Below are 21,800 nucleotides of genomic sequence, written 5' to 3'. Positions count from 1 at the left end.
GGGCCGGTCAGTCCACCTTTCGACCCTAAGCCCGGTCCGCGGGGGTGACCAGTTGATCAAGCGGGCGCGGGTTCGTCGAGGACCGCGAAGCCGTCGAGCTCCACCAGGGCCTGCTCGTCCCAGAGGCGTACGACTCCGATGACGGCCATCGCCGGGTAGTCGCGGCCCGCCAACCGGCGCCAGATCCGTCCCAGTTCGTGCGCGTGGTCGCGGTAGCCGGGGACGTCGGTGGTGTAGACGGTGACGCGGGCGAGGTCGGCGGGGGTGCCGCCGGCGTGCCGCAGGGCGGTGAGCAGATGGGCGAGGGCGGTGGTGAACTGCTCGGTGAGGCCCTCCCCCACCACTTCGCCCTCGGTGTCGAGGGCGGTCTGTCCGGCGAGGAAGACGAGCCGGGTTCCGGTGGCGGTGACGGCGTGGGAGAAGCCGGTGGGCGGGGAGAGTTCGGCGGGGTTGTGGCGGTGCAGGCTCATGCGGTGGCCCCCTTCGACTTCAGGGCGTACGGGCCCTCCGCGGGCCGTTGCCCGCCGGACGACGCCTCGGTGGGAGGCACCTCGGTGGACGGCGCCTCGCCGGGCGGCGCCTTCGCGTACAGCTCCTTCGCGATGATCGTGCGCTGCACCTCCGTCGCGCCCTCGTAGATCCGGGGTGCGCGGACCTCCCGGTAGAGGTGTTCCAGGAGGTGGCCGCGCTGGAGGGCGAGGGCGCCGTGCAGCTGGACGGCGGCGTCGACGACGTACTGGGCGGTCTCGGTGGCGAGGAGCTTGGCCATGGCGGAGCGGCGGGGGACGTCGGGGTCGCCCTCGTCGTACGCCACGGCCGCCGCGTACACCAGGAGGCGGGCGGCCTCGGTCCGGGTCGCCATCTCGGCGACGCGGTGCGAGACGGCCTGGAGGTCGGCGAGGACGCCGCCGAAGGCGGGGCGGGCGGCGGTGTGGGCGAGGGCCGCGTCGAGGGCGGCCTGGGCCATGCCGACGGCGAAGGCGCCGACGCTGGGCCGGAAGAGGTTGAGGGTGTTCATGGCGACGCGGAAGCCCCGGTCCGGCGCGCCGAGGAGGTCCTCGGGGCCGACGGGGACGCCGTCGAAGGTGAGGGTGCCGAGGGCGTGCGGGGCGAGCATGTCGAGCGGCTCCCCGCCGAGGCCCGGTCGGTCGGCGGGGACGAGGAAGGCGGTGACGCCGCGGGCTCCGGCGCCCCGGGTGGTGCGGGCGAAGACGGTGGCGAAGTCGGCCTCGGGAGCGTTGGAGATCCAGCGCTTCTCGCCGTGCAGGCGCCAGCCGCCGCGTCCGTCGGGGACGGCGTCGAGGGCGAGGGCGGCGGCGTCGGAGCCGGCGTCCGGCTCGGAGAGGGCGAAGGCGGCGACGGCGCGTCCGGCGGTGGCCTCGGGGAGCCAGCGGGCGCGCTGGGCGGGGGTGCCGAAGGCGGCGACGGGGTGGGTGCCGAGGCCCTGGAGGGCGAGGGCGGTCTCGGCCTCGGTGCAGGTGCGGGCGAGGGATTCGCGCAGGAGGCAGAGGTCGAGGGCACCGGCCTCGAAGAGGCGGGCGAGGAGGCCGAGCTCGCCGAGGGCGGCGACGAGGGGGCGGTTGACCCTGCCGGGTTCGCCCCGGTCGGCGAGGGGCTTGAGGCGCTCGGCGGCGAGGGCGCTGAGCTCCGCACACCAGGTGGTCTGGGCCGGATCGAGCGAGAATGCGGGCATGTGGGCCCTCTCCGACGCCCTCCGGCGCCCTTGTCGCGAACCGTTGACTGTCGTCACCGACACGATACGCTCGTGGAGCGATGGACGACCCCACCACGACAGGGGGACGGACTCATGGAGCTGACGCCCTCGGCCCACCTCGACACCTTCGCCCGTGACCGGCTGCCGCCGTCCGATCGCTGGCCGCGCCTCGTCTTCGACCTTCCCGAGCTCCGCTACCCCGACCGGCTCAACTGCGGCGCGGAACTCCTCGACCGCACGGTGGAGCGGTTCGGCGCCGACCGGCCCGCCTTCCACGACGGCGAGGGCGGGGTCTGGAGCTACGGGGAGCTGCGCGACCGGGTGGACCGCATCGCCCACGTCCTCACCACCGACCTGCGGGTGCTGCCCGGCAACCGGGTCCTCCTGCGCGGCCCCACCACCCCCTGGCTCGCCGCCTGCTGGCTCGCCGTGATGAAGGCCGGCGGCGTCGCCGTCACCGTCCTGGCCCAGCAGCGGGCCCCCGAACTGGCCGTGATGGCCGAAGCCGCCCGGTGCACCCACGCGCTCTGCGACGCCCGGGCGCTCGACGAGCTCCTCGCGGCCCGGATACCCGGGCTGCGGATCACCCCCTTCGGCGGGGACGGACCGGACGACCTGCTGGGCCTCGCCGACCGCCACCCCGGCCCGTACGAGGCGGTGGAGACCGCCGCCGACGACGTGGCCCTGATCGCCTTCACCTCCGGCACGACCGGGCGGCCCAAGGGCTGCGTCCACTTCCACCGGGACGTCCTGGCCGTCGCCGACACCTTCTCCGCGCACGTCCTGCGCCCGCTGCCCGACGACGTCTTCGCCGGTTCGCCGCCGCTCGCCTTCACCTTCGGCCTCGGCGGGCTCGTCGTCTTCCCCCTGCGGGCCGGGGCGAGCGCGGTCCTCCTCGAACAGGCCGGGCCCAAACAGCTGCTCGCGGCGATCGAGCGGCACCGGGTGACGGTGCTCTTCACCGCCCCGACGGCCTACCGGGTCATGCTGGAGGAGCTGACCCAGGGCACCGCCCCGGAGGTGGCCTCGCTGCGCCGCTGCGTCTCGGCCGGCGAGAACCTGCCGGAGGCGACCTGGACGGCCTGGTACGCGCGGACCGGGCTGCGCCTGATCAACGGCATCGGCGCCACCGAGCTGCTGCACATCTTCATCTCCGCCGCCGACGGCGACATCCGCCCCGGCACCACGGGCCGCCCCGTGCCCGGCTGGCAGGCCAGGATCGTCGACCGCGACGGCAAGGGCGTCCCGGACGGCGAGGAGGGGCTGCTCGCGGTGCGCGGCCCGGTGGGCTGCCGCTATCTGGCCGACCCCCGCCAGGAGGAGTACGTGCGGGACGGCTGGAACCTCACGGGCGACACGTACGTCCGCGAGCCCGACGGCTGGTTCCGCTACGTCTCACGGGCCGACGACATGATCATCTCGGCCGGCTACAACATCGCCGGGCCCCAGGTCGAGGAGGTCCTCCTCGACCACCCCGACGTGGTGGAGACGGCGGTGGTCGGCCGCCCGGACGAACTGCGCGGCCAGGTCGTCGTGGCGTACACGGTGGTGCGGGACGGGGTGCCGCGCGACGCGAGCACCGCCGCCGCGCTGCGGGCCTTCGTCCGCGCCCGCATCGCCCCGTACAAATCGCCCCGGGAGATCGTCTTCCTCGACGCGCTGCCGCGCACGGCGACGGGCAAGCTCCAGCGCTTCCTGCTGCGGGCCCCGGCGTGACCGGCATGACGTGTCCACCACCCCCTAAAGTGATCACGTGGTCGAGCAGCACACCCCCCGGTCCCTGATCGTCTCCTTCTACGGCGCCTACGGCCGTGCGTCCGACGGGTCGCCGGTGCCGGTGGCCGCGCTCGTCCGGCTGCTCGGCGCGCTCGGCGTCGACGCCCCCTCGGTGCGTTCCTCGGTGTCGCGGCTCAAGCGGCGCGGTCTGCTGCTGCCGGGCCGGACGGCGGGCGGCGCCGCCGGATACGCCCTCTCGGAGGACGCCCGGCGGCTCCTGGACGACGGCGACCGCCGGATCTACGCCCGTACGGAGCCGAAGCTGTCCGAGGGCTGGGTCCTGGCCGTCTTCTCGGTGCCCGAGGCCGAGCGGCACAAGCGGCACCTGCTGCGCTCCCGGCTCGCCCGGCTGGGCTTCGGCACGGCGGCGCCGGGCGTCTGGATCGCACCCGCCCGACTGCACGAGGAGACCCGGAACGCCCTGGAGCGCCTGGAGCTCTCCCCGTACGTGGACCTCTTCCGCGGCGACCACCTGGGGTACGCGGCGACGGCCGAGGCGGTGGCCCGCTGGTGGGACCTGCCGGCGATCGCCGGGCTCCACGAGGCGTTCCTCGCGGCGCACGAGCCGGTCCTGCGGGCCTGGCGGGCGGCCCCGGCGGGCGCCGGGGACGCCTACCGGGACTACCTCCTCGCCCTGGACTCCTGGCGCCGGCTGCCCTACGCGGACCCGGTGCTCCCGGCGGAGCTCCTGCCGGACGACTGGCCGGGCCGCCGCTCGGCGGAGGTCTTCGCGGCCCTGCACGAGCTGCTGCGGGACCGGGGCGCGCAGTACGTGGCCCCGGTCCTGTCGGACACTCCCTAGGACCGTACGGCCAGGGCCCGCACCAGGCAGGCGAGGCCCGCTGTGCCCAGGACCGCGCGGACGAGGTTCCACGCCACCCACGGCGTCTCGAAGGCGGCCCGGGCGGCGGACGGGTCCCGGGTCGCGGCGAGGGCGTCGTCGAGCGGCACGTTCGCCGCCGAGGTGACCACGAGGACCGCCACGCCGAGGACGAATCCGGCGAGCGTCCAGAGCCGGGCCCGGCCGGCGCGGTGCTGCCGGGCGGCCACCGCGGTGAGGACCGGCACCCCGAAGAACGGGGTGAGGAACACCGGGTTCTGGATCACGTCGTCGATGTTCCGCATCACCTCGACGTGGACCCGGTCGTCGCTGCGCGCCAGCGCCGGCATCACCGGGCAGACGTACGCGAACCACATCCCCGCGACCAGTCCGGTCGCCACCGTCGCCGCGCCGGGGACCACCCCGGCGCCCTTCCCGCCCCTGTTCTGCGTCATGCCCCCGTTCGAGGGCGGGGGCGGCGGGCGGACCATGGTCACGCGTCGCACCCGCATGCGCGAGCGTCCGGGGTCCTCAGTCCCGGCGGCCGGTGGGCGGGCGGCGGCTGCCCGCGCGGTACGGGGCGGGCCAGGGGGCGGCCGGGCCCGCGTACCCCTGTTCGGCCGCCGCGTGCAGGGTCCAGTGCGGGTCGTAGAGGTGCGGACGGGCGAGAGCGCAGAGGTCGGCGCGGCCCGCGAGGAGCAGGGAGTTGACGTCGTCCCAGGAGGAGATCGCGCCGACCGCGATCACCGGGACGCCGAGCTCGTTGCGGATGCGGTCGGCGTACGGGGTCTGGTACGAGCGGCCGTAGGCGGGCTCCTCGTCGGGGACGACCTGCCCGGTGGAGACGTCGATCGCGTCGGCGCCGTGGTCCGCGAAGGCGCGGGCGATCGCGACCGCGTCGGCGGCGGTCGTGCCGCCCTCGGCCCAGTCGGTGGCCGAGACGCGGACGGTCACGGGCCGGTCGGCCGGCCAGGCCTCGCGCACCGCGTCGAAGACTTCGAGGGGGTAGCGGAGCCGGGCCGTGAGGTCGCCGCCGTAGGCGTCGGTGCGGTGGTTGGTGAGCGGGGAGAGGAAGCCGGAGAGCAGGTAGCCGTGGGCGCAGTGCAGTTCGAGGAGGTCGAAGCCGCTGCGGGCGGCCCGGCGGGCGGCGGCGGTGAACTGCTCGCGCACGGCGGTGAGTCCGGCGCGGTCGAGGGCGGCCGGGGTCTGGTTGACGCCGGGGCGGTACGGGAGGGGCGAGGCGGCGACGAGCGGCCAGTTGCCCTCCGGGAGGGGCTGGTCGATGCCCTCCCACATGCGGCGGGTGGAGCCCTTGCGGCCCGAGTGGCCGAGCTGGACGCCCAGCGCGGTGCCGGGCGCCGAGGTGTGGACGAAGTCGGCGATCCGGGCCCAGGCGGCGGCCTGGTCGTCGGTCCAGAGGCCGGTGCAGCCGGGGGTGATGCGGCCCTCGGGGCTCACGCAGACCATCTCGGTCATGACGAGCCCGGCGCCGCCCAGGGCCCTGGAGCCGAGGTGGACGAGGTGGAAGTCGCCGGGGACGCCGTCCTCGGCGACGTACAGGTCCATGGGCGAGACGACGACCCGGTTCCGCAGGGTCAGTCCGCGCAGCCGGAAGGGGGTGAACATGGGCGGGGTGCCGGGCGGACAGCCGAAGTCCTCCTCCACGGCGGCGGTGAAGGCGGGGTCGCGCAGCCGCAGGTTGGCGTGGGTGACGCGGCGGCTGCGGGTGAGCAGGTCGAAGGCGAAGCGGCGGGGCGGGCGGTCGACGTGCCCGGCGAGCTCCTCGAACCAGCGGAGGCTGGCGCCGGCCGCGCGCTGGGTGGACTCGACGACGGGACGGCGCTCCGTCTCGTACGCGCTCAGCGCCTCGTCGAGGTCCGGGTGGGCGCCGACGGCGGCGACGAGGGCGACGGCGTCCTCGACGGCCAGTTTGGTGCCGGAGCCGATGGAGAAGTGGGCGGTGTGGGCGGCGTCGCCGATGAGCACGGTGTTGCCGTACGACCAGCGGGCGTTGGCGACGGTGCGGAAGGCGGTCCAGGCGGAGGCGTTCGAGCGGAGCTCCCGGCCGCCGAGCGCCTCGGCGAAGACCTTGGCGCAGCGGGCGGTGGACTCGGCCTCGTCGAGCTCGTGGAAGCCGGCGGCCCGCCAGACCTCTTCGCGCATCTCGACGATGACGGTGGAGGATCCGCTGGAGAAGGGGTAGGCGTGGAGCTGCATCACGCCGTGCTCGGTCTCGGCGATGTCGAAGCGGAAGGCCTCGAAGGGGAAGTCGGCGGCCAGCCAGATGTAACGGCAGCGGTGGGTGGTGATCCGGGGCCGGAAGTGCGCGGCGTGGGTCTCGCGGGTGCGGCTGTGGACCCCGTCGGCGGCGACGACCAGGTCGTGCTCGGCGGCGAGGACGGCGGCGGGCGGGGCCTCGGTGCGGAAGCGGAGCCGTACGCCGAGTTCGGCGCAGCGGGCGTGCAGGATCTCCAGGAGCCGGCGGCGGCCGAGGGCGGCGAAGCCGTGGCCGGTGGAGGTGGTGCGGTGGCCCCGGTGGACGACGTCGATGTCGTCCCAGCGGACGAGCTCGTCGCGGAGCGCCCCGTACACGACGGGGTCGGCGTCCCGGATGCCGCCGAGGGTCTCGTCGGAGAGGACGACGCCGAAGCCGAAGGTGTCGGAGGGGGCGTTCCGCTCCCAGACGGTGACCTCGCGGGCCGGGTCCTGCCGGACGAGGAGCGCGGCGGCGTAGAGCCCGCCGGGCCCGCCGCCGACGACGGCGACGCTCCGGGGGCCCCGGCCGGGCACGGTCAGCACCCCCGCCACTTCGGGGGGCGTTTCCCGGTGAAGGCGGCGTGGAACTCGGCGTAGTCCTCGCCGTTCATCAGGAGCGCCTGGGTGGCCGCGTCCAGTTCGACGGCGGCGGCGAGCGGCATGTCGAGCTCGGCGGTGAGCAGGGCCTTGGTCTGGGCGAGGGCGAGGGCGGGGCCGTCCGCGAGGCGGCGGGCGAGGGCTGCGGCCCGCTCCCCCGCCGCGCCCTCCTCGGTGAGTTCGCTGAGCAGGCCGATGCGCTCGGCCTCGGCGGCGTGGACGGGCTCGCCCAGCATGAGGAGACGGGTGGCGTGGCCGAGTCCGACGACCCGGGGCAGCAGGTAGGCGGCGCCCATGTCGCCGCCGGAGAGGCCGACCCGGGTGAAGAGGAAGGAGAAGCGGGTGGTGGGGTCGGCGATCCGGAAGTCGGCGGCGAGCGCGAGGACGGCTCCGGCGCCGGCGGCGACGCCGTGGAGGGCCGCGACGACGGGGAAGGGGCATTCCCGGAGGGCGCGGACCACCTGGCCGGTCATCCGGTTGAAGTCGAGGAGCCGGGCGGTGTCGAGGGCGAGGGTGGCGCCGATGATCTCGTCGACGTCGCCGCCCGAGCAGAAGCCGCGGCCTTCGCCGCCGAGGACGAGGGCGCGGACGGCACGCTCGCGGGAGAGCTCGGCGAGGAGGTCGCGCAGGTCGGCGTAGGCGCCGAAGGTGAGGGCGTTGAGTTTCGCGGGGCGGGCCAGGGTGACGGTGGCCACGCCCTGGTCGATGTCGAGGTGCAGGTGCTGCCAGCGTGCCGTGCGGGGCGCGGAGCCGGTAAAGGGGCTCATTCGAGGGGCCTCCTTCCTCCGCGAGGAGGGTATCACCGTACTGTGACTGTCGTCACGAGTGCGCGATAAGGCCGGGGGGTGCGGAGCCGACCCCCCTCAAGGTCCCGGACGGCCGATGACCGAGGTCCCCGCCACGAGGGCGGGGGTGCCCTGGGAAACGGATTTTGCACCTCGTAAGGTTGAAACCAGGACGTCTCGGGGCGCCCCACCCGTTCGTCCCGTCCGCCCCCGCCCGCCCCGACGGTGAAGGGAGCCCGCCGCACATGCTCGAAACCACCACCGGACCGGTCGCCTCCTGGCGCGTCCGGCTGCCCCACACCACCGCCGCCGTGCCGATCGCCCGCGCCCTCGTCCGCACCGCCTTCACCGACGCCGCCCCCGGGGCCGGGGGCCGCCCCGACGGCGACACGGCGGAGCTCCTCACCGCGGAGCTCGTCGCCAACGCCGTCGAGCACACCGCCGGCACCGGCCCCATCGAGCTGGTCGTCGAACTGCTCCCCGCGCCGGGCGGCTGCCGGATCGAGGTCCACGACTCCCGACCCGCCCGCCCCGGCGACCTCGTCTGCCCCGACCCGGCGGTCGGGGTCGACCCCTGGCAGGAGCACGGCCGCGGCCTCCTCCTGCTCCGGGCGCTCAGCAGCGACTGCGGCCACCGCCCCACCGCGCACGGCAAGGCGGTCTGGTTCACGCTCCCGGGGATACCGGCCCAGCGGCGACGCCGGGCGAGCTGACGGGCGGGGGCGCCGCCCCTTCGCGCGGCGGGAGGGAGGTGTCGTCCCCGCCGGACGGGAGGGAGGTGCTACTCCCCCGCCGGGCGGCCCAGCGTCGCGACCAGCACCGCCTTGATGGTGTGCATCCGGTTCTCGGCCTCGTCGAAGACGACCGAGTGCACCGACTCGAAGACCTCGTCCGAGACCTCCAGCTCGGTCAGGCCGTGCCGGGCGTGGATGTCCCGGCCGACCGCCGTGCCCAGGTCGTGGAAGGCGGGCAGACAGTGCAGGAACTTGACGTCCGGGTTCCCCGTGGCGCGCAGCACGTCCATCGTCACCGCGTACGGGGCGAGGGCGGCGATCCGCTCGTCCCAGACCTCCTTGGGCTCGCCCATCGAGACCCAGACGTCGGTGACGACGAAGTCGGCGCCCGCGACGCCCTCGGACACGTCCTCGGTGAGCGTGATCCTGGCGCCGCTGGTCTCGGCGAGCTTGCGGGCCGCGGCGACGACGTCCTCGGCCGGCCAGTACGCCTCGGGGGCGACGATCCGGACGTCCATGCCGAGCAGGGCGCCGGTGACCAGGTAGGAGTTGCCCATGTTGAAGCGGGCGTCGCCCAGGTAGGCGAAGGCGACCTCTTCGAGCGGCTTGTCCGTGTGCTCGGTCATGGTGAGCACGTCGGCCAGCATCTGGGTGGGGTGCCAGTCGTCGGTGAGCCCGTTGAAGACCGGCACGCCCGCGAAGGCGGCGAGCTCCTCGACCGCGGCCTGGCTGTCCCCGCGGTACTCGATGCCGTCGAACATCCGGCCGAGGACGCGGGCGGTGTCCTTGACCGACTCCTTGTGGCCGATCTGGGAGCCCGAGGGGTCGAGGTAGGTGGTGGAGGCGCCCTGGTCGGCGGCGGCGACCTCGAAGGCGCAGCGGGTGCGGGTCGAGGTCTTCTCGAAGATCAGGGCGACGTTCCTGCCGCGCAGCCGCTGCACCTCGGTGCCCGCCTTCTTGGCGGCCTTGAGCTCGGCGGCGAGCGCGATCAGGCCGCGGAACTCCTCGGCGGTGAAGTCCAGCTCCTTGAGGAAGTGGCGGCCGATGAGGTCTGTGGCCATGGGACGCGCTCCTGTGGGTACGGTCGGGGGACGACGGTCGGGACTCTGGAAGTGTATACGCAGCCCAACATTTCTATACAGCCCCCTCTCCCGTGACCTTCGCCCCTCGGACGGCCCGGCCCGTACTCCTCGGGCGGCGCCCCGGCCGTGGGCCCCGGCCGTGCTCCTCAGGAGGCGTCCCGCTCCACCGGGCAGCTCATGCAGCGCGGGCCGCCCCGCCCCCGCCCCAGCTCGCTGCCGGGGATCTCGATCACCTCGATGCCCTGCTTGCGCAGGTGCGTGTTCGTCGTGACGTTCCGCTCGTACGCGACGACCACCCCCGGCTCCACGGCCAGCACGTTGCACCCGTCGTCCCACTGCTCGCGCTCGGCCGCGTGCACGTCCTGGGTCGCCGTGAGCACCCGGATGTCCTGGAGCCCGAGGGCCGCCGCGATGGCGTGGTGCATCCGCTCCGGCGGATGGTCGGTGACCCGGAGGGACTGCCCCGCGTCCCCCGGCTCGATCGTGTACGAACGGAGCATGCCGAGGCCCGCGTACTGCGTGAAGGTGTCCTGGTCGACCATGGTCATCACCGTGTCCAGGTGCATGAACGCCCGTCGCTTCGGCATGTCCAGGGCGACGATCGCGCGCGCCGAGCCCGCCGCGAACATCCCCCGCGCCAGCATCTCCACCGCCTGCGGCGTCGTCCGCTCGCTCATCCCGATCAGCACCGCGCCGTTGCCGATGACCAGGACGTCCCCGCCCTCGATCGTCGACGGATAGTCCGCCTGCCCCTCCGACCAGTGGTGGAAGGGACCCGCCTCCGCGCCCGTGAACAGCGGATGGTGCTTGTAGATCGCCTCGAAGTGCACCGTCTCCCGCTGCCGCGCCGGCCAGCGCATGGCGTTGATGGACACGCCGTCGTAGATCCAGGCCGAGGTGTCCCGGGTGAACAGGTGGTTCGGCAGCGGGCCGAGGAGGAAGTCGTCCAGGTCCATGGTGTGGAAGCGGACCGAGGTCGGCTCCCGGTGCGCCGCCAGGAACTCCCGCTTCGTCATCCCGCCGACGAGCGCCTCGCCGAGCGCGGCCGCGTCCAGCGAGTCGAAGGCCGCGCGGAGGTGGTCGGCGGCGAGCGGCCCGTACTCCTTCTCGTCGAAGACCCGGTCGAGGACCAGCGCGCGGGCCGTCGGCACCTCCAGGGCCTCGCGCAGCAGGTCGCCGAAGAGGTGCACCTCCACCCCCCGGTCGCGCAGCACGTCGGCGAAGCCGTCGTGCTCCTGCCGGGCCCGCCGCACCCACAGCACGTCGTCGAAGAGGAGGGCGTCCTTGTTGGACGGAGTGAGCCGCTTCAGCTCCAGATCGGGCCGGTGCAGGATGACGCGGCGCAGCCGCCCGGTCTCGGAGTCGACATGGAATCCCATGCGTCCATCCTGACGGAGCCGGGCGGCCCCGGCCCGCCTTTCGCCGTGCTCTCCCCGGCTCCCCTCGCGGTCAGGTGACCCACTGGGCCACCCCGATCAGCACGATCGCGACCAGCAGACCCCCGATCAGGAACGCGGCCCGGCGCAGGAAACGGCGGGTGTAGCCGTTGCCGGGGTCGTCCGGGTGGGCGGGCGCGGGGCCCGGGGGGACCGGGGCGGCCGGGCGGGGCGCGGTGCGCGGCAGGCCGTACGCCTCCTTCAGGAGCGTCAGCCAGACCGCGTCCGGCAGCCCCGGGCTCTCCCCGTCGACGATCAGCCAGAACGCCTCCCGGGCGGACGGCTCCGGGCTCGTACGCAGCCGCGACAGCAGCTCGGCGACCGTGCCGGCCGGGGCGTCGCCGCCGCCGAGCAGGGGGCGGACCGCCCAGCGGTGCAGCTCGGCGGCGTTCGCCGCGCGCTGCTCCTCCGGCGGCTCGGAGGGATCGTCCCGCGCGGTGGGCGGCGGGGCGGCCCACAGCTCCCGGGCGATCGCCACCTCGCAGAGCTCCCGGCGCATCGGGTGCCCCCAGGACGGCAGGCGCCGGGCGACCTCCCGGAGCAGGACGGTGACGACGGCGTAGGCCTGGGGCCGGCGCAGCGCGTCGAGGAGCTCCCGGTCGCCGCCCCTCACGACGAGCTCCCGCGCCTCCTCCACGCTCCGTGCGGTCGGCAGCTTGTGCACGAGCGAGGTCGCGGCCTCCCGCCCCCGCCCCCGGGGCCGTCGCCGCACGCCCTTGCCGGGCCCGGTCCACTGCGGCCCGACGGCCGGGAGCACGGGCCGGGGGCAGGCGGCGGCACCGGCCGCCTGCGGCTCGTCGACGGGCCGAGGGACGGGCGGGGACACGGGGGTGGGCGGAGGCGCGGGGGCGGGCGGGGGCCCGGGGGCGGGCGAGGGTACGGGGGCGGGCGGGGGTACGGGGGCGGGCGGGGGTACGGGGGCGGGCGGGGGTACGGGCGGGGGCGGAAGCTCGTGGGTGTACGCGGACGTGGCCCGGGGCGCCGGACCGGGCTCCGCGGCCGACGGCCCCGGGGAGTCCGAGGAGCCCTGGCCCCAGGGGTCCCGTACGTCCTCGTCCCGAGCGTTCGGGACCCGCTCGTCCCGCACGCTCGGCGCGTGCCGGTCCCCGACGTACCGGGGGTCCTCGTACCGGGGGTCCTCGTACCGGGAGTCCTCGCGCCGAGGGGGCCGGGCCCGCTCGTCCCGGGGGGTCCGGTCCCCGGTGCTGTGCGTGGTCTCGGCGCGGGGGGCCGGAGCGGGGGGCGGGGTCGGACGGTGGGTCCGGCGGGGGGCGGACGTGCGGGGGTCGACGGCGTCCAGGCGGTCGGCGGCCCGGGACGCCGTCTCCAGGAGGGCGTCCCGGTGGGCGCCGGCGGCGGTGCGGAGGGTCCTGCCGATCACGTGGTCGCGGCCCTTCCCCTCCTCGACCTCCCACAGGTGGTGGCGGACGAGCCGGGCCGCGACCTCCTCCGCCCGGTCGCCGCACCGCTCGCGCGGGTCGACGCGGCGCCGCTCGGTGTTGCGGCTCGCCGCGCCGGACCAGCGGCCGACGAACACGAAGCGGAGCGAGGACAGTTCGGCCGTGTCGTGGGTGGCGAAGGTCAACGGGCGTCTGGTGAGCGCGCCGAGCATGCCGTGCAGTCCCCACAGCACCGGGCAGGCGGTGTCGCCCCGTTCGTCGAGGACGGTGAACAGGCCGTCGGGGTGGCGCAGGAACTCCGCGACCACGCCGACGAGTTCCTCGCCCGCGTGCGGCAGGAGCCGGTCGAGCTCCGTCGGTCCCCCGCGGTTCGCGGCGGGGAGGAGGGCCTCCGCCGGGACCACCGGCAGCGGCCCGCGGGCCTCGGCGGCGCGCGCGGTGGCGGCGCCGTCCCAGTCCCAGCCGTGGAGCCCGAGGCAGACGGCGGGGCCGAGGAGGGCGGGCGCGCCGACGAGGGCGTGGCAGAGCACGGACGTCCTGCCGTCGGCGTCCGTGAAGGGCGCACGCCGGACGAGCATCACGTGGTCGCGCCGCCGGAGCCGGATCAGGGCCGGCCGGGTCTCGTCCCCGCTGGCCCGCAGGACGGGGCCGGAGAGCTGGAAGAGGCTCTCGGTCTCGTCGCGGGGCCCGGACCAGGCGACGGGCCCGAAGCCGGTGTTGCCGGTGAGGTTCTCGCTGTCCCAGCGGAAGACGATCTGGTCGGCCTCGTTCTCCGTCCGCGTCATCGGACGATCCCCTCCCTGGGTTCCGCCCCGGGCAGCAGCCCGCACAGGGCGAAGAGCGACAGCAGCGGCGCGAGGACCCGGCGCGGCCGGGCCCCGTGCGGGAACCGGTCGCCGCGTGCCTGCCCACCGGTCGCGGCGACGAAGTGCAGGGTGCACTCGGCGCAGTCGTCGAAGGGTTTGAGCCAGGCGGCGCCGGCGTGGTGGGCGAGGAAGGCGTACGCGTCCCGGCTCTCCTCGCGGAGCGCGGCGGGGTCGTGGCGGCCGGGCAGCGCCCGGCCGAGCCAGCGGTCGACGACCGGTTCGAAGCGGACGAGGTCGCTCTTGTTGACGGCGAGTGCGGCGGGCGCGGCGACGAGTCCGCCGCGCTGCCGGGGGATGCGGTTGAGCACGGTGGCGAAGGCCTCGTCGCCGAGGTCGCGCCGCCGCAGCCCGCTCTGTTCGCGCACCGGGTCGAGTCCGGGCAGCCGGAGGGCGCGCAGCGGGTCCAGGACGAAGACGAAGGCGTCGACGCCCATGAGGAAGCGGCCGACCTCCCCGTCCTGGGCGAGGTCCTCGCCGGCGAGGTCGAAGAAGACGACGGGGCGGGCCGGCGCGCCGCCCGCCGAGACGAGCAGGCCGTCGGCGAACCGCGCGAAGGTCTGCTGTCCGGTGCGGCCGAGCTGCCGCCCCTCCTTGAGCCTCTGGACCCGTTCGCGCACGAAGGTCCGGTGCGCCTCGGGGTTGAGCGGCCGGCATTTGAGTCCGTACGGTTCGAGGCCGCCGAGCTCGACCTCGCCGAGCATGGCGGCGAGGAGGTGGGTCTTGCCGACGGAGGAGCTGCCGACGAGGGCGACGGAGAGCGGTTCGCCGTTGGTGAGGTAGGGGACGGGCAGTTCGTGCTCCTCGTCGCCGTCCACGGTGTGCGGGCACAGGTGGTAGGCCTTGCGCAGGGCGTCCGCGACGTGGCCGGGACGGCGCTCGGCGCTGAGGTCGAGCGGGATCCGGTTGCCCTTGGCGTCGATGGTGACGAGCAGCCGTTCGTCGTACTCGACGGGGAGCAGGCAGTGCGGGCACATGCGGCCGCGCGGCGGGGGCGGCGCCGGTTCGGGCGTCGCGGCGGGGGCGGCGGGCCGGAAGGCGTCGCCTCCGCCGCCGAAGATCCGGTCGCGGAGGGAGGGGCGCGCCGGCCGGGGGGCCGACGGGGGCGGTTCCTCCCCGTCCCGGTGGGGCCCGCCGGGCGGGACGCCGCCGGAGACCGCGCGTTTCCTGGCGATCTGGTGGTCGTACTCGGTGCGCCACCGGTCGAGCGGGTCGGCCGCCCCGACGCCGGTGGCGAGCGGGTCGGGGACGTGCAGCAGCCGCATGAGTTCGGCCGGGCGGGGCCGGTCCGCCGCGCGCGCGGCGAAGAGTCCGCTCTGTCCGAGGGCGGCGAGGCGGCGGTAGTCGGCGAGGTCGGCCGGGGGCCCCTCGCCCCGGTCGGGGCGGCCGGCGAGGAGGTAGTAGGCGAGTTCGGCGACGGACCACAGGTCGTCGCGCGGATCGGCGGCGCCCCGGCCCGCGCGCTGTTCGGGCGAGGCCCAGGGGGCGCCGCCGAAGGGTTCGCGGGCCTCCCCGGCGCGCTGGGCGGCGTACGGTTCGCAGAGCCGGACCCGGACGCCGTCCCACCGTACGGTGTCGGGCGCGATGGCCCGGTGCACGAGGTCGGCCTCGGCCAGGAGCCTCACGGCCATGGCGAGTTGGCCGGTGACGCGCTCCTGGTCCTCGGCGCCGAGCCGGCCGGCCCACTCGGACAGCGGGCGTCCGGTCGGCGGCCGGTAGAGCACGAAGGGCTCGGCGGCGGTCAGGTCGAAGCCGACGATCCTGGCGAAGACCGCGCCGAACCTCGCTCCGCCGTAGCGGCGTTCGAGGGCGACGGCGGCCGCCGTCTCCCGTTCGAGGAGGGCGTGGGCGTGCGGGTCGCCCTGCGCGGACGACGGCAGCCGGTACTGGAGGACGTGCGAGCCCGCGCCCAGGGTCGCCCGGCGCGCGAGGACGCCGGGGCGGCCGGGCGGCCGGTGGTCCTCGCCGTAGCGCACGGCGAAGCGCACCGGCGCCTCGCGGACGGTGAGGAACTCCAGCTCCTGGTAGTACGGATGGGTCGGCGGGGTCGGCTCGCTCAGGTGGTCGGGGTGGTCCGGCCCGATCGGATGGTCCGGGCCGGTCGGATGGTCCGGGCCGGTCGGATGGTCCGGGCCGGTCGGGTCGCTCGGGTGGCTCGGGTCGGTCACGGCTCTCCCGCCTCCTCGGCGCGGACGGTGTGCACGACGTCCGCGCGCAGCGGTACGAGACGGAGGATGCCGGCGTGCCGCCCCGCGCCGGTCCACACCACGTCCTCGGCGGTGCCCCGCCAGATGTCGTCCCCGGCGGCGCCGCGCCGCATCGCCTCGGGCACGAAGCGGACCTGACGGGCGGCGAGCGGATCGTGGGAGAGCAGCCGCAGGTGCTCGGGACCGCACAGCGCGACCGTGCGGCCGGGGTCGTCCTCCGCCAGGAGCAGCCGGGCCACCGCGTCGGCGGCGACGCCGGTGAGGCGGGCCGCGTCGGGCCGGTCGGAACGGTCGGTGGACATCGCGAGGGAGGTGAGCGCGTCGGGGTCGCCGAGGCCCTCGTACCGGGGCGGCGGCGAGGCGGCCACGTCCCGCTCCAGACGGAGCCGGGTCTCGTCCAGGAGCTCGGAGAGCCGCTGCTCGTGACCGGCGCGCGCGAGGGCGCCGGGATCGCGCTCGACGCCCGCCCAGCACCGGTCGAGGATCAGGACGGTCCCGGCGACCAGGTCGCCGACCAGGGTGTCGACGAGCGCGGGGCCCCCGTCCCCGTACCGCCGCTCCAGCCAGCTCGGCGCGGGGCCGGACGGGGATCCGTCGACGGGCCCCCCGGCGTCCCGGCCGGGCGGGTCGTACGGCGACGGGGGCGGGGGCTCGGGGGCGGCGGGCCCGGACGCCTCCCCGGCCGGGCCGGACCAGAGGCCGTCCTCCGCGCCGTCCCCCCAGGCCTCCGTCCCCTCCCCCCAGTCGTCCCCGTCGTCCCGCCAGTCCTCCCAGCTCCAGGACGCCGCCCCGGTCTCCCGGGCCTGCGGCGGCCCGGCCTCCGGACGGTCGCCCTTCCGCACCGCGTGCGGCTGCCCGTGCGCGTCGGCGGTCTCCGCGAGGCCCCGCAGCAGCCCGGCGACGGCTCCCGCCCCGGCCGAGCAGTGGTGCCGCACCTCGGCGAAGAGCCAGTCGTGGACGGCGGTCGTGGCCACCAGGTCCTGGATCTCCCGCAGGATCCGCCAGGCCTCCTCCGGGTCCGCGCGCGCCCACCACTCGTCCACGGCCCGGGTCCAGTCGCGCAGCGCGAGGAGCACGACGGCCGTCACGGACACGACCGCCGCCACCGCCCCCGCCCAGACGGGTGGGTCCAGGAACGACCCGAGGCCCGCCCCGACGAGGCCGCCGAGCAGTCCGCCGAGAAGCCGGGGCGCCGCGCCCGTGGCACCGCCGCCGTCGATCCGCCCGTCGGCCGAACGGTTGGGCCTGCGCCGCAGCATCAGGTGCGCCAGCCCGGCGGCGAGGACGCCGACGGCCGGACCGAGGAACCAGCCGAGCACCGGCCAGACCCCGGCGAGCAGCGCGAGGAGCCCGGTGACGGCGAAGGCCACGGGGCGCGGGCCGCCCGCCGTGAAGGGGTACCGGGCGCCGAGCCGCCGCAGCCGCTCGGGACCGCAGATCGCGTCGAGCCGGGCGAGGCGGGCCGCGCTGCCCACGGGCGCGGTGCGCGCGGACAGCGCGGACAGCCGGGCCGCCACGGACCGCAGCGGCAGCCCCTTGCCGATCAGGTCGTGGGTGAGGTCGCGCAGCGCCGGCACGATCCCGGCCCGGGAGATCTCCCGGGGCAGCTCCGGCAGTTCGACGCCCCGGTCGCGCAGCACCCCCCGGTGCTCGGCCGTGAGCCGGGTGCCGCCCGCCGCGCCGAACGCGTCCGCGACGGCGGTGCGGAACCGCTCCAGCTCCTCCGTCACCCGCTCCAGGGCCGCCGGCAGGTCGACGCTCCGGCCGGCCCCGGTGAGGAGGCCGGCCGGCCCGCGGACCCGGTGGTGGCCCTCGACGGCCTCGCCGACCGCCGCGTCGCAGGCGGCGAGCCCGGCTCCCGCCCGGCCCCGGGGCGGCAGCCACCGGTGCCCGGACAGGGAGCGCGGCACGCCCTCGTCGAGGAGGAGCGCGAGCGCGCCGGGCACCTGCTCGGCGGAGACGGCCCCGGCCGGGACGTCCGGTCCGGCCAGTCCCTCCACGGCCTGCCGCCAGGCCCGGGCCCTGGCCTCGTCGGTGAGGTCGTGCTCCAGGACCCGCGCGGCGGGCACGGCGACGCCGTGCACCACTTCGCCGAGGGCGCGCAGGACGGCGTCGAAGACCTCCGGCGTGGACAGGACGTCGACGAGCGGGCGCAGCACCGCCTCGCCCGGCACGCCGTCCTCCGCGGAGTCGAAGACCCACAGGACGCCGGCGGCGGGCGGGCGGAGGGTGAGGGAGCGGCTCAGGGTCCGTTCGCCCCGGGCGCCGACCGCCAGGCAGACGACGTGTGCGGGCCCGTAGGAGGAGAGGCGCTCGTAGAGCAGCTGGTGGGCGACGAGCCGGTCGGCCCCGTCGACGACGAGGAAGCGCCGCTCGCCGCCGGGCTGGGGGACGTCCAGGGCGGCACGGACGGCGGCCTCGGCGTCGTGCGTCCCCGAGGGCGGTGTCCGCAGGTCGAGGCAGACGGCGTGGCCGGGCAGCGGCCGTTCGGGCAGGACGGGAAGGACGCGTGGGCTCACTCCGCCTCACCGGCCCGGGCACGGCGGTACGGCTCGTCGTCGGCCCCGAAGTCCGGGCCGTGGTCCACCTCGTACGCGGGTCCGTAGTCCTCTTCGTACGCGGGTCCGCAGTCCTCTTCGTACGCGGGTCCGTAGTCCTCCTCGTACGCGGGTCCGTAGTCCTCCTCGTACGACGGGTCGTGGTCCGGCTCGGGCTCCAGCTCCCAGTCGCCCTCGTAGGGGGACGACGCCGAGGGGGCGGGGCGGTACGCGTGCCCGGCTCCCTCCCCGCGCCGACGCCAGGACGCGTAACCGTCGTCGTCCCGGGTCCGGGGCCCGTGGCGGGTCCCCTCCTCGTGTCGGGTGCGCGGCTCGTGGCCCGGGCGCGGTTCGGGTCCGGTGCGCGGCCCGGGCTCCTGGCGGGCCCGCGGGAGGGGGCCGGGCCGCCGGCCCTGCGGACGGTCCGGGGGCTGTCCCTCGCCCCGGCGCGGTGCGTGGCGGTCGTAGAGGGCGCGGAGGTTCGCCCGGGTCGCGTGGGCCGCGCTCGGGAAGCGCATGCCGAGGGCGCCCGGATAGGTGACCTGCCAGAAGTGGCGGAGCGGGGCCAGCCATTCGCCGTCCGCCGGGCCGTACTCGGCGGCCATCCGGTCGATCAGGCGGAGCTGGCGCGGGGCGACGTCCTCGACGAAGTGGGTGAAGAGCCGTGACGGGGGCTCCGGGACGTGGGCGAGGCCCTTGGGCAGGGCGCGCATGAGCCGTTCGCAGAACTGCTCGATGATCTGCCCGTCGTCGAGCAGCGCCGAGCGCTCGTACGCGCGCAGCAGCCCCGCCCAGCTGGAGAGCGAGCCGTCGAAGCCCTCCAGGCGCAGCGACATGGTCGCGGACTCGCCGTCCTGGAGGCTGATCCGGACGAGGCGGGGCGAGTCGGCCGGGCCCTCGGTGGCGATGTGGCCGTTCCACATCGCGCAGAGCAGCCGGTGGAGGATGCGCTGCCGGTCCGGTTCGGTGGAGACGAGCCAGTCGTCCCGGTAGCCGAGCCGCTGGCGCCAGTGCAGGAAGTCGTCCTCGCCGCCCGAGTCGCGGGCCTCGGACCAGAGGCTGAGCACGCCGCGGACCTCGGAGATGTCGGTGAGGTTCATGCCGCTGCGGAAGAAGACGACGGTGATGGAGTCGGTGTCGACGGCCCGGCACTCGGGGAACACCCGGGCGGGCAGGTTGAGTTCCTGCGCGAGGAAGTCGGCGGCCCGGCCGTCCGACTCGCTCGCCGGGTGCACGATGAGGATCTTGAGCGGGCCGCTGCCGTCCGGGATGAAGCCGACGGGGAGGAGCCCGGCGAGCCGGGAACGGAACTGGTCCAGCCAGCGCGGGTCGACCTTCGCCTCGGCGGTCTCGTCGCCCGCGGCGGCCCGCAGCAGCAGCTCCATGGAGGGCAGCAGCGGTCGGGCGAAGACGTCCTCGTTGGCCTCGCCGAAGAGGCGCTTGACCCGCCGCTCGACGACCTGCTTGATCTCCTTCACCGCCGCCCCGGAGGAGCGGCGGACCGCGTCGAGGGCGCGCCGCCAGTCGTCGGGACCGACGAGCCGGTCGAGGAGCGTCGCGGCGTCGGTGGTCTCGGGGAGGCCCTCGCTCTGGGCGAGCCGGTCGACGACGTCGTCGTAGAAGGCGCGCAGGGTGTTCTGCGGGGGCAGCAGGTAGGCGATGCCCGCGCGGTCGTCGCGGTAGAGCTCGCGGCGGCGGTCGGCGAAGGACTTCGCCTCGTCCTGCTCGTGGGCCCGGAGCACCTTGGCGAGTTCGGCGACCTCGTTGGTGACGCGGTTGAGGGAGGGCCTCCACTGGGCCTCGCCGGCCTGCCAGCCGCGGTGCCACAGGACGCGGGCGCGCCATTGGTACCAGGCCTGTTGCGCGGCGAGCGTGTCCTGGACGTCGGGGTCGGTCCACCGCGCCGGTACGACTCCGCCGACGCTGCGCCTGATGTGGGGGATGTGGGGGGCGGCGGTCTGGACGTTCGGGGGCCGTTCGGGGTCGTTGCGCCGGTTGTCGAGCATGCCGGTGAAGCCCTCCCTGGCCACCCGGTCGGGGTGGCCGGGAAGTCCGGCGAGGACGGTTTCGAGCTGGAACGGGCCGATCAGGCCGAGGAGTTCACGGGCTCCCGCCCCCGGTCTGAAGTCCTCGGTGAGGCGGGGGACCTCGCGGGAGAGGTGGACGTCGAGGCGCTGGAGGGAGTCCTCCATGTCGCCGAGGCGCCGCCGGAGTTCCTGGGTGATGTCACGGCTGCCCCGGGGCAGTTGTTCGGGCAGGGGCACGTCCGGCGCCTCGCGGCTCCACAGGCGGCCGATGCCGGAGCGGGTGAAGAGGTCCCGGACGAGGTCCTGTCCGTCCCGGGCGGGGCGCCGGGCGCGTTCGGACATGCCGCGGACGGCCTGGGCGAGGAGCCGGGCGGCGACGATCTCGGCGAGGTCGTCGACGGGGACGGTGAGGGAGGCGGCGAGGCTGGTGGACATGCCCCGGTAGCCGATGCCGGTACGGGCCGGGGTCGCGCGCTCCACGCTCTTGTTGATGAAGCTGGCGGCGAAGGACTGGTAGTCGTCCTCCGCGCGGTTCACCGAGCCGCTGTCCTCGCCGAGTTCGGTGCCGATGAGCGACATCACCATGGCGGTGATGGAGCGGCGGAGGTCCTCGGTGCCGATGACGGCCGGCTTGGAGAAGAGGAAGGCGGTCTGCATGGTGGCGGGGCGCAGGGCGACGACCCCGTCGCCCGGGTAGGTGACGCTGAGCCGGCCGTGCTCCTCGACGTCGCCGACGGTGTCGAGGGCGTCGGGCACGTTCTGGTCGTCGACGAGCCGCGAGAGGTCCACGAGGGCCCGGGCGGCGTTGAGTTCGGCCTCGCGGCCGCCGCCGGCCTCGGGCGGGAAGGCGGAGGGCATGACGACGAGCGGGTAGATCTTGACGCCGGGCACCTTGGCGTTGCGGAACTCGTGTCCGATGAGGTGGATGAAGTCGTAGAAGATGCCGGCGCCGGTGCCGCCGGCGACGGAGAAGGCGACGAAGACGTCGCAGCCCCGGATGCGGCCGCCGCCGACCCGCTTGAGGTCGCCGGCCGCCTGTCCGATGGCGCCGATCGCCTCGCGGAGCTGCCGCAGGACGGGTTCGAGGCCGGAGCGCACGGTCGCGAAGAGCGCGGCGCGCCCGACGGTCGGCAGCTGCCCGGCGCCGCTGTTGAGGGGGGCGACGCGCGGCTGGCGGGCCTGGGGCGGCAGCCAGTGCCGGGTCTCCTCGGGGACGGAGACGCGCAGCATCCGGGTCACCTCGGGCGAGGAGTCGAAGTCGGTGGGCAGCAGGTCGCGGACCATGCGGGAGGTGCGGGCGAAGGCGGCGCCCTCGGCGCCCTTGGCCCGGAACTGGGGCTGGCCCAGCAGTTCGCCCTCGCTGAAGTCGGCGTAGACGAACTGGAGGCAGTCGGGCAGTTGGAAGGGCAGCCGGCGGCCGCCGTCGACGAGGTCGGTGCCGTCGGGTCCGCACAGCTCCCGGCGCAGCTGCCGTTCGAGTTCGCTGCCGATCCTGCCGCCGGTGCCGCCGAGGCCGACGAAGAGCATGGGCTGGTAGATCTTCATGTCGTCTCTCCTCGGTGCCCG

Annotated in this window: 14 protein-coding genes; 3 read left to right on the top strand and 11 right to left on the bottom strand. The window is 75.7% G+C overall.

Going from position 1 to position 21,800, the window contains the following annotated elements:
• Window positions 1–56: 56 nt before the first annotated feature.
• Together ACZ66Z_RS23885 and ACZ66Z_RS23880 are read right to left on the bottom strand one after the other, a co-directional pair.
• Window positions 57–470, bottom strand: coding sequence for a RidA family protein (locus ACZ66Z_RS23885; RefSeq protein WP_469937088.1), 414 nt, complete (start codon window positions 468–470; stop codon window positions 57–59).
• Window positions 467–1,693 (bottom strand): acyl-CoA dehydrogenase family protein, encoded by a 1,227-nt coding sequence (locus ACZ66Z_RS23880; protein WP_469937086.1) that lies wholly within the window; start codon window positions 1,691–1,693, stop codon window positions 467–469. The genes ACZ66Z_RS23885 and ACZ66Z_RS23880 overlap by 4 nt, the downstream gene beginning before the upstream one ends.
• Before the next feature lie 114 nt (window positions 1,694–1,807).
• Between ACZ66Z_RS23880 and ACZ66Z_RS23875 the strand changes: the two genes are divergently transcribed.
• Together ACZ66Z_RS23875 and ACZ66Z_RS23870 are read left to right on the top strand one after the other, a co-directional pair.
• Window positions 1,808–3,430: an AMP-binding protein gene (locus tag ACZ66Z_RS23875; RefSeq protein WP_469937325.1), complete on the top strand. Its 1,623-nt coding sequence runs from the start codon at window positions 1,808–1,810 to the stop codon at window positions 3,428–3,430.
• A gap of 37 nt (window positions 3,431–3,467) precedes the next feature.
• The gene (locus tag ACZ66Z_RS23870) at window positions 3,468–4,292 is read left to right on the top strand and encodes a PaaX family transcriptional regulator (RefSeq protein WP_469937084.1); all 825 of its coding nucleotides are present in this window, start codon (window positions 3,468–3,470) and stop codon (window positions 4,290–4,292) included.
• Here ACZ66Z_RS23870 and ACZ66Z_RS23865 read toward each other — a convergent pair.
• The 3 genes from ACZ66Z_RS23865 to ACZ66Z_RS23855 form a co-directional block, all read right to left on the bottom strand.
• Entirely contained in the window at window positions 4,289–4,765 is a 477-nt protein-coding gene (locus ACZ66Z_RS23865; protein ID WP_469937082.1) for an anthrone oxygenase family protein, read from the bottom strand. The genes ACZ66Z_RS23870 and ACZ66Z_RS23865 overlap by 4 nt on opposite strands.
• A 76-nt stretch (window positions 4,766–4,841) precedes the next feature.
• Complete coding sequence (locus ACZ66Z_RS23860) at window positions 4,842–7,106, bottom strand: bifunctional salicylyl-CoA 5-hydroxylase/oxidoreductase (RefSeq protein ID WP_469937323.1); 2,265 nt, start codon at window positions 7,104–7,106, stop codon at window positions 4,842–4,844.
• Window positions 7,103–7,930 (bottom strand): enoyl-CoA hydratase family protein, encoded by an 828-nt coding sequence (locus tag ACZ66Z_RS23855; RefSeq protein WP_469937080.1) that lies wholly within the window; start codon window positions 7,928–7,930, stop codon window positions 7,103–7,105. Before ACZ66Z_RS23855 ends, ACZ66Z_RS23860 begins: the two co-directional genes overlap by 4 nt.
• Window positions 7,931–8,193: 263 nt before the next feature.
• On the opposite strand from ACZ66Z_RS23855, the gene ACZ66Z_RS23850 reads away from it, so the two are divergent.
• Window positions 8,194–8,661, top strand: coding sequence for an ATP-binding protein (locus ACZ66Z_RS23850; protein WP_469937078.1), 468 nt, complete (start codon window positions 8,194–8,196; stop codon window positions 8,659–8,661).
• A 68-nt stretch (window positions 8,662–8,729) separates the two neighbouring features.
• On the opposite strand, the gene argF is transcribed toward ACZ66Z_RS23850, so the two are convergent.
• From argF to ACZ66Z_RS23820, 6 genes are all read right to left on the bottom strand, one after another.
• Window positions 8,730–9,743, bottom strand: coding sequence for an ornithine carbamoyltransferase (gene argF, locus ACZ66Z_RS23845; RefSeq protein ID WP_469937076.1), 1,014 nt, complete (start codon window positions 9,741–9,743; stop codon window positions 8,730–8,732).
• A gap of 167 nt (window positions 9,744–9,910) precedes the next feature.
• Window positions 9,911–11,143 carry an arginine deiminase gene (locus ACZ66Z_RS23840; protein ID WP_469937074.1) on the bottom strand — a complete coding sequence of 411 codons (1,233 nt, stop codon included), beginning with the start codon at window positions 11,141–11,143 and terminating at the stop codon, window positions 9,911–9,913.
• A gap of 70 nt (window positions 11,144–11,213) precedes the next feature.
• The gene (locus ACZ66Z_RS23835; RefSeq protein ID WP_469937072.1) at window positions 11,214–13,385 is read right to left on the bottom strand and encodes a hypothetical protein; all 2,172 of its coding nucleotides are present in this window, start codon (window positions 13,383–13,385) and stop codon (window positions 11,214–11,216) included.
• Entirely contained in the window at window positions 13,382–15,631 is a 2,250-nt protein-coding gene (locus ACZ66Z_RS23830; protein WP_469937070.1) for a hypothetical protein, read from the bottom strand. The genes ACZ66Z_RS23835 and ACZ66Z_RS23830 overlap by 4 nt, the downstream gene beginning before the upstream one ends.
• Complete coding sequence (locus tag ACZ66Z_RS23825; RefSeq protein WP_469937068.1) at window positions 15,628–18,189, bottom strand: hypothetical protein; 2,562 nt, start codon at window positions 18,187–18,189, stop codon at window positions 15,628–15,630. Before ACZ66Z_RS23825 ends, ACZ66Z_RS23830 begins: the two co-directional genes overlap by 4 nt.
• Window positions 18,186–21,779 carry a tubulin-like doman-containing protein gene (locus ACZ66Z_RS23820; protein ID WP_469937066.1) on the bottom strand — a complete coding sequence of 1,198 codons (3,594 nt, stop codon included), beginning with the start codon at window positions 21,777–21,779 and terminating at the stop codon, window positions 18,186–18,188. The genes ACZ66Z_RS23825 and ACZ66Z_RS23820 overlap by 4 nt, the downstream gene beginning before the upstream one ends.
• Between the last annotated feature and the right edge of the window lie 21 nt (window positions 21,780–21,800).

Source organism: Streptomyces sp. NPDC107498, assembly GCF_055582805.1.
Note: the sequence above shows the minus strand (reverse complement) of the source record. Positions and strands in the feature narration are given on the sequence as shown.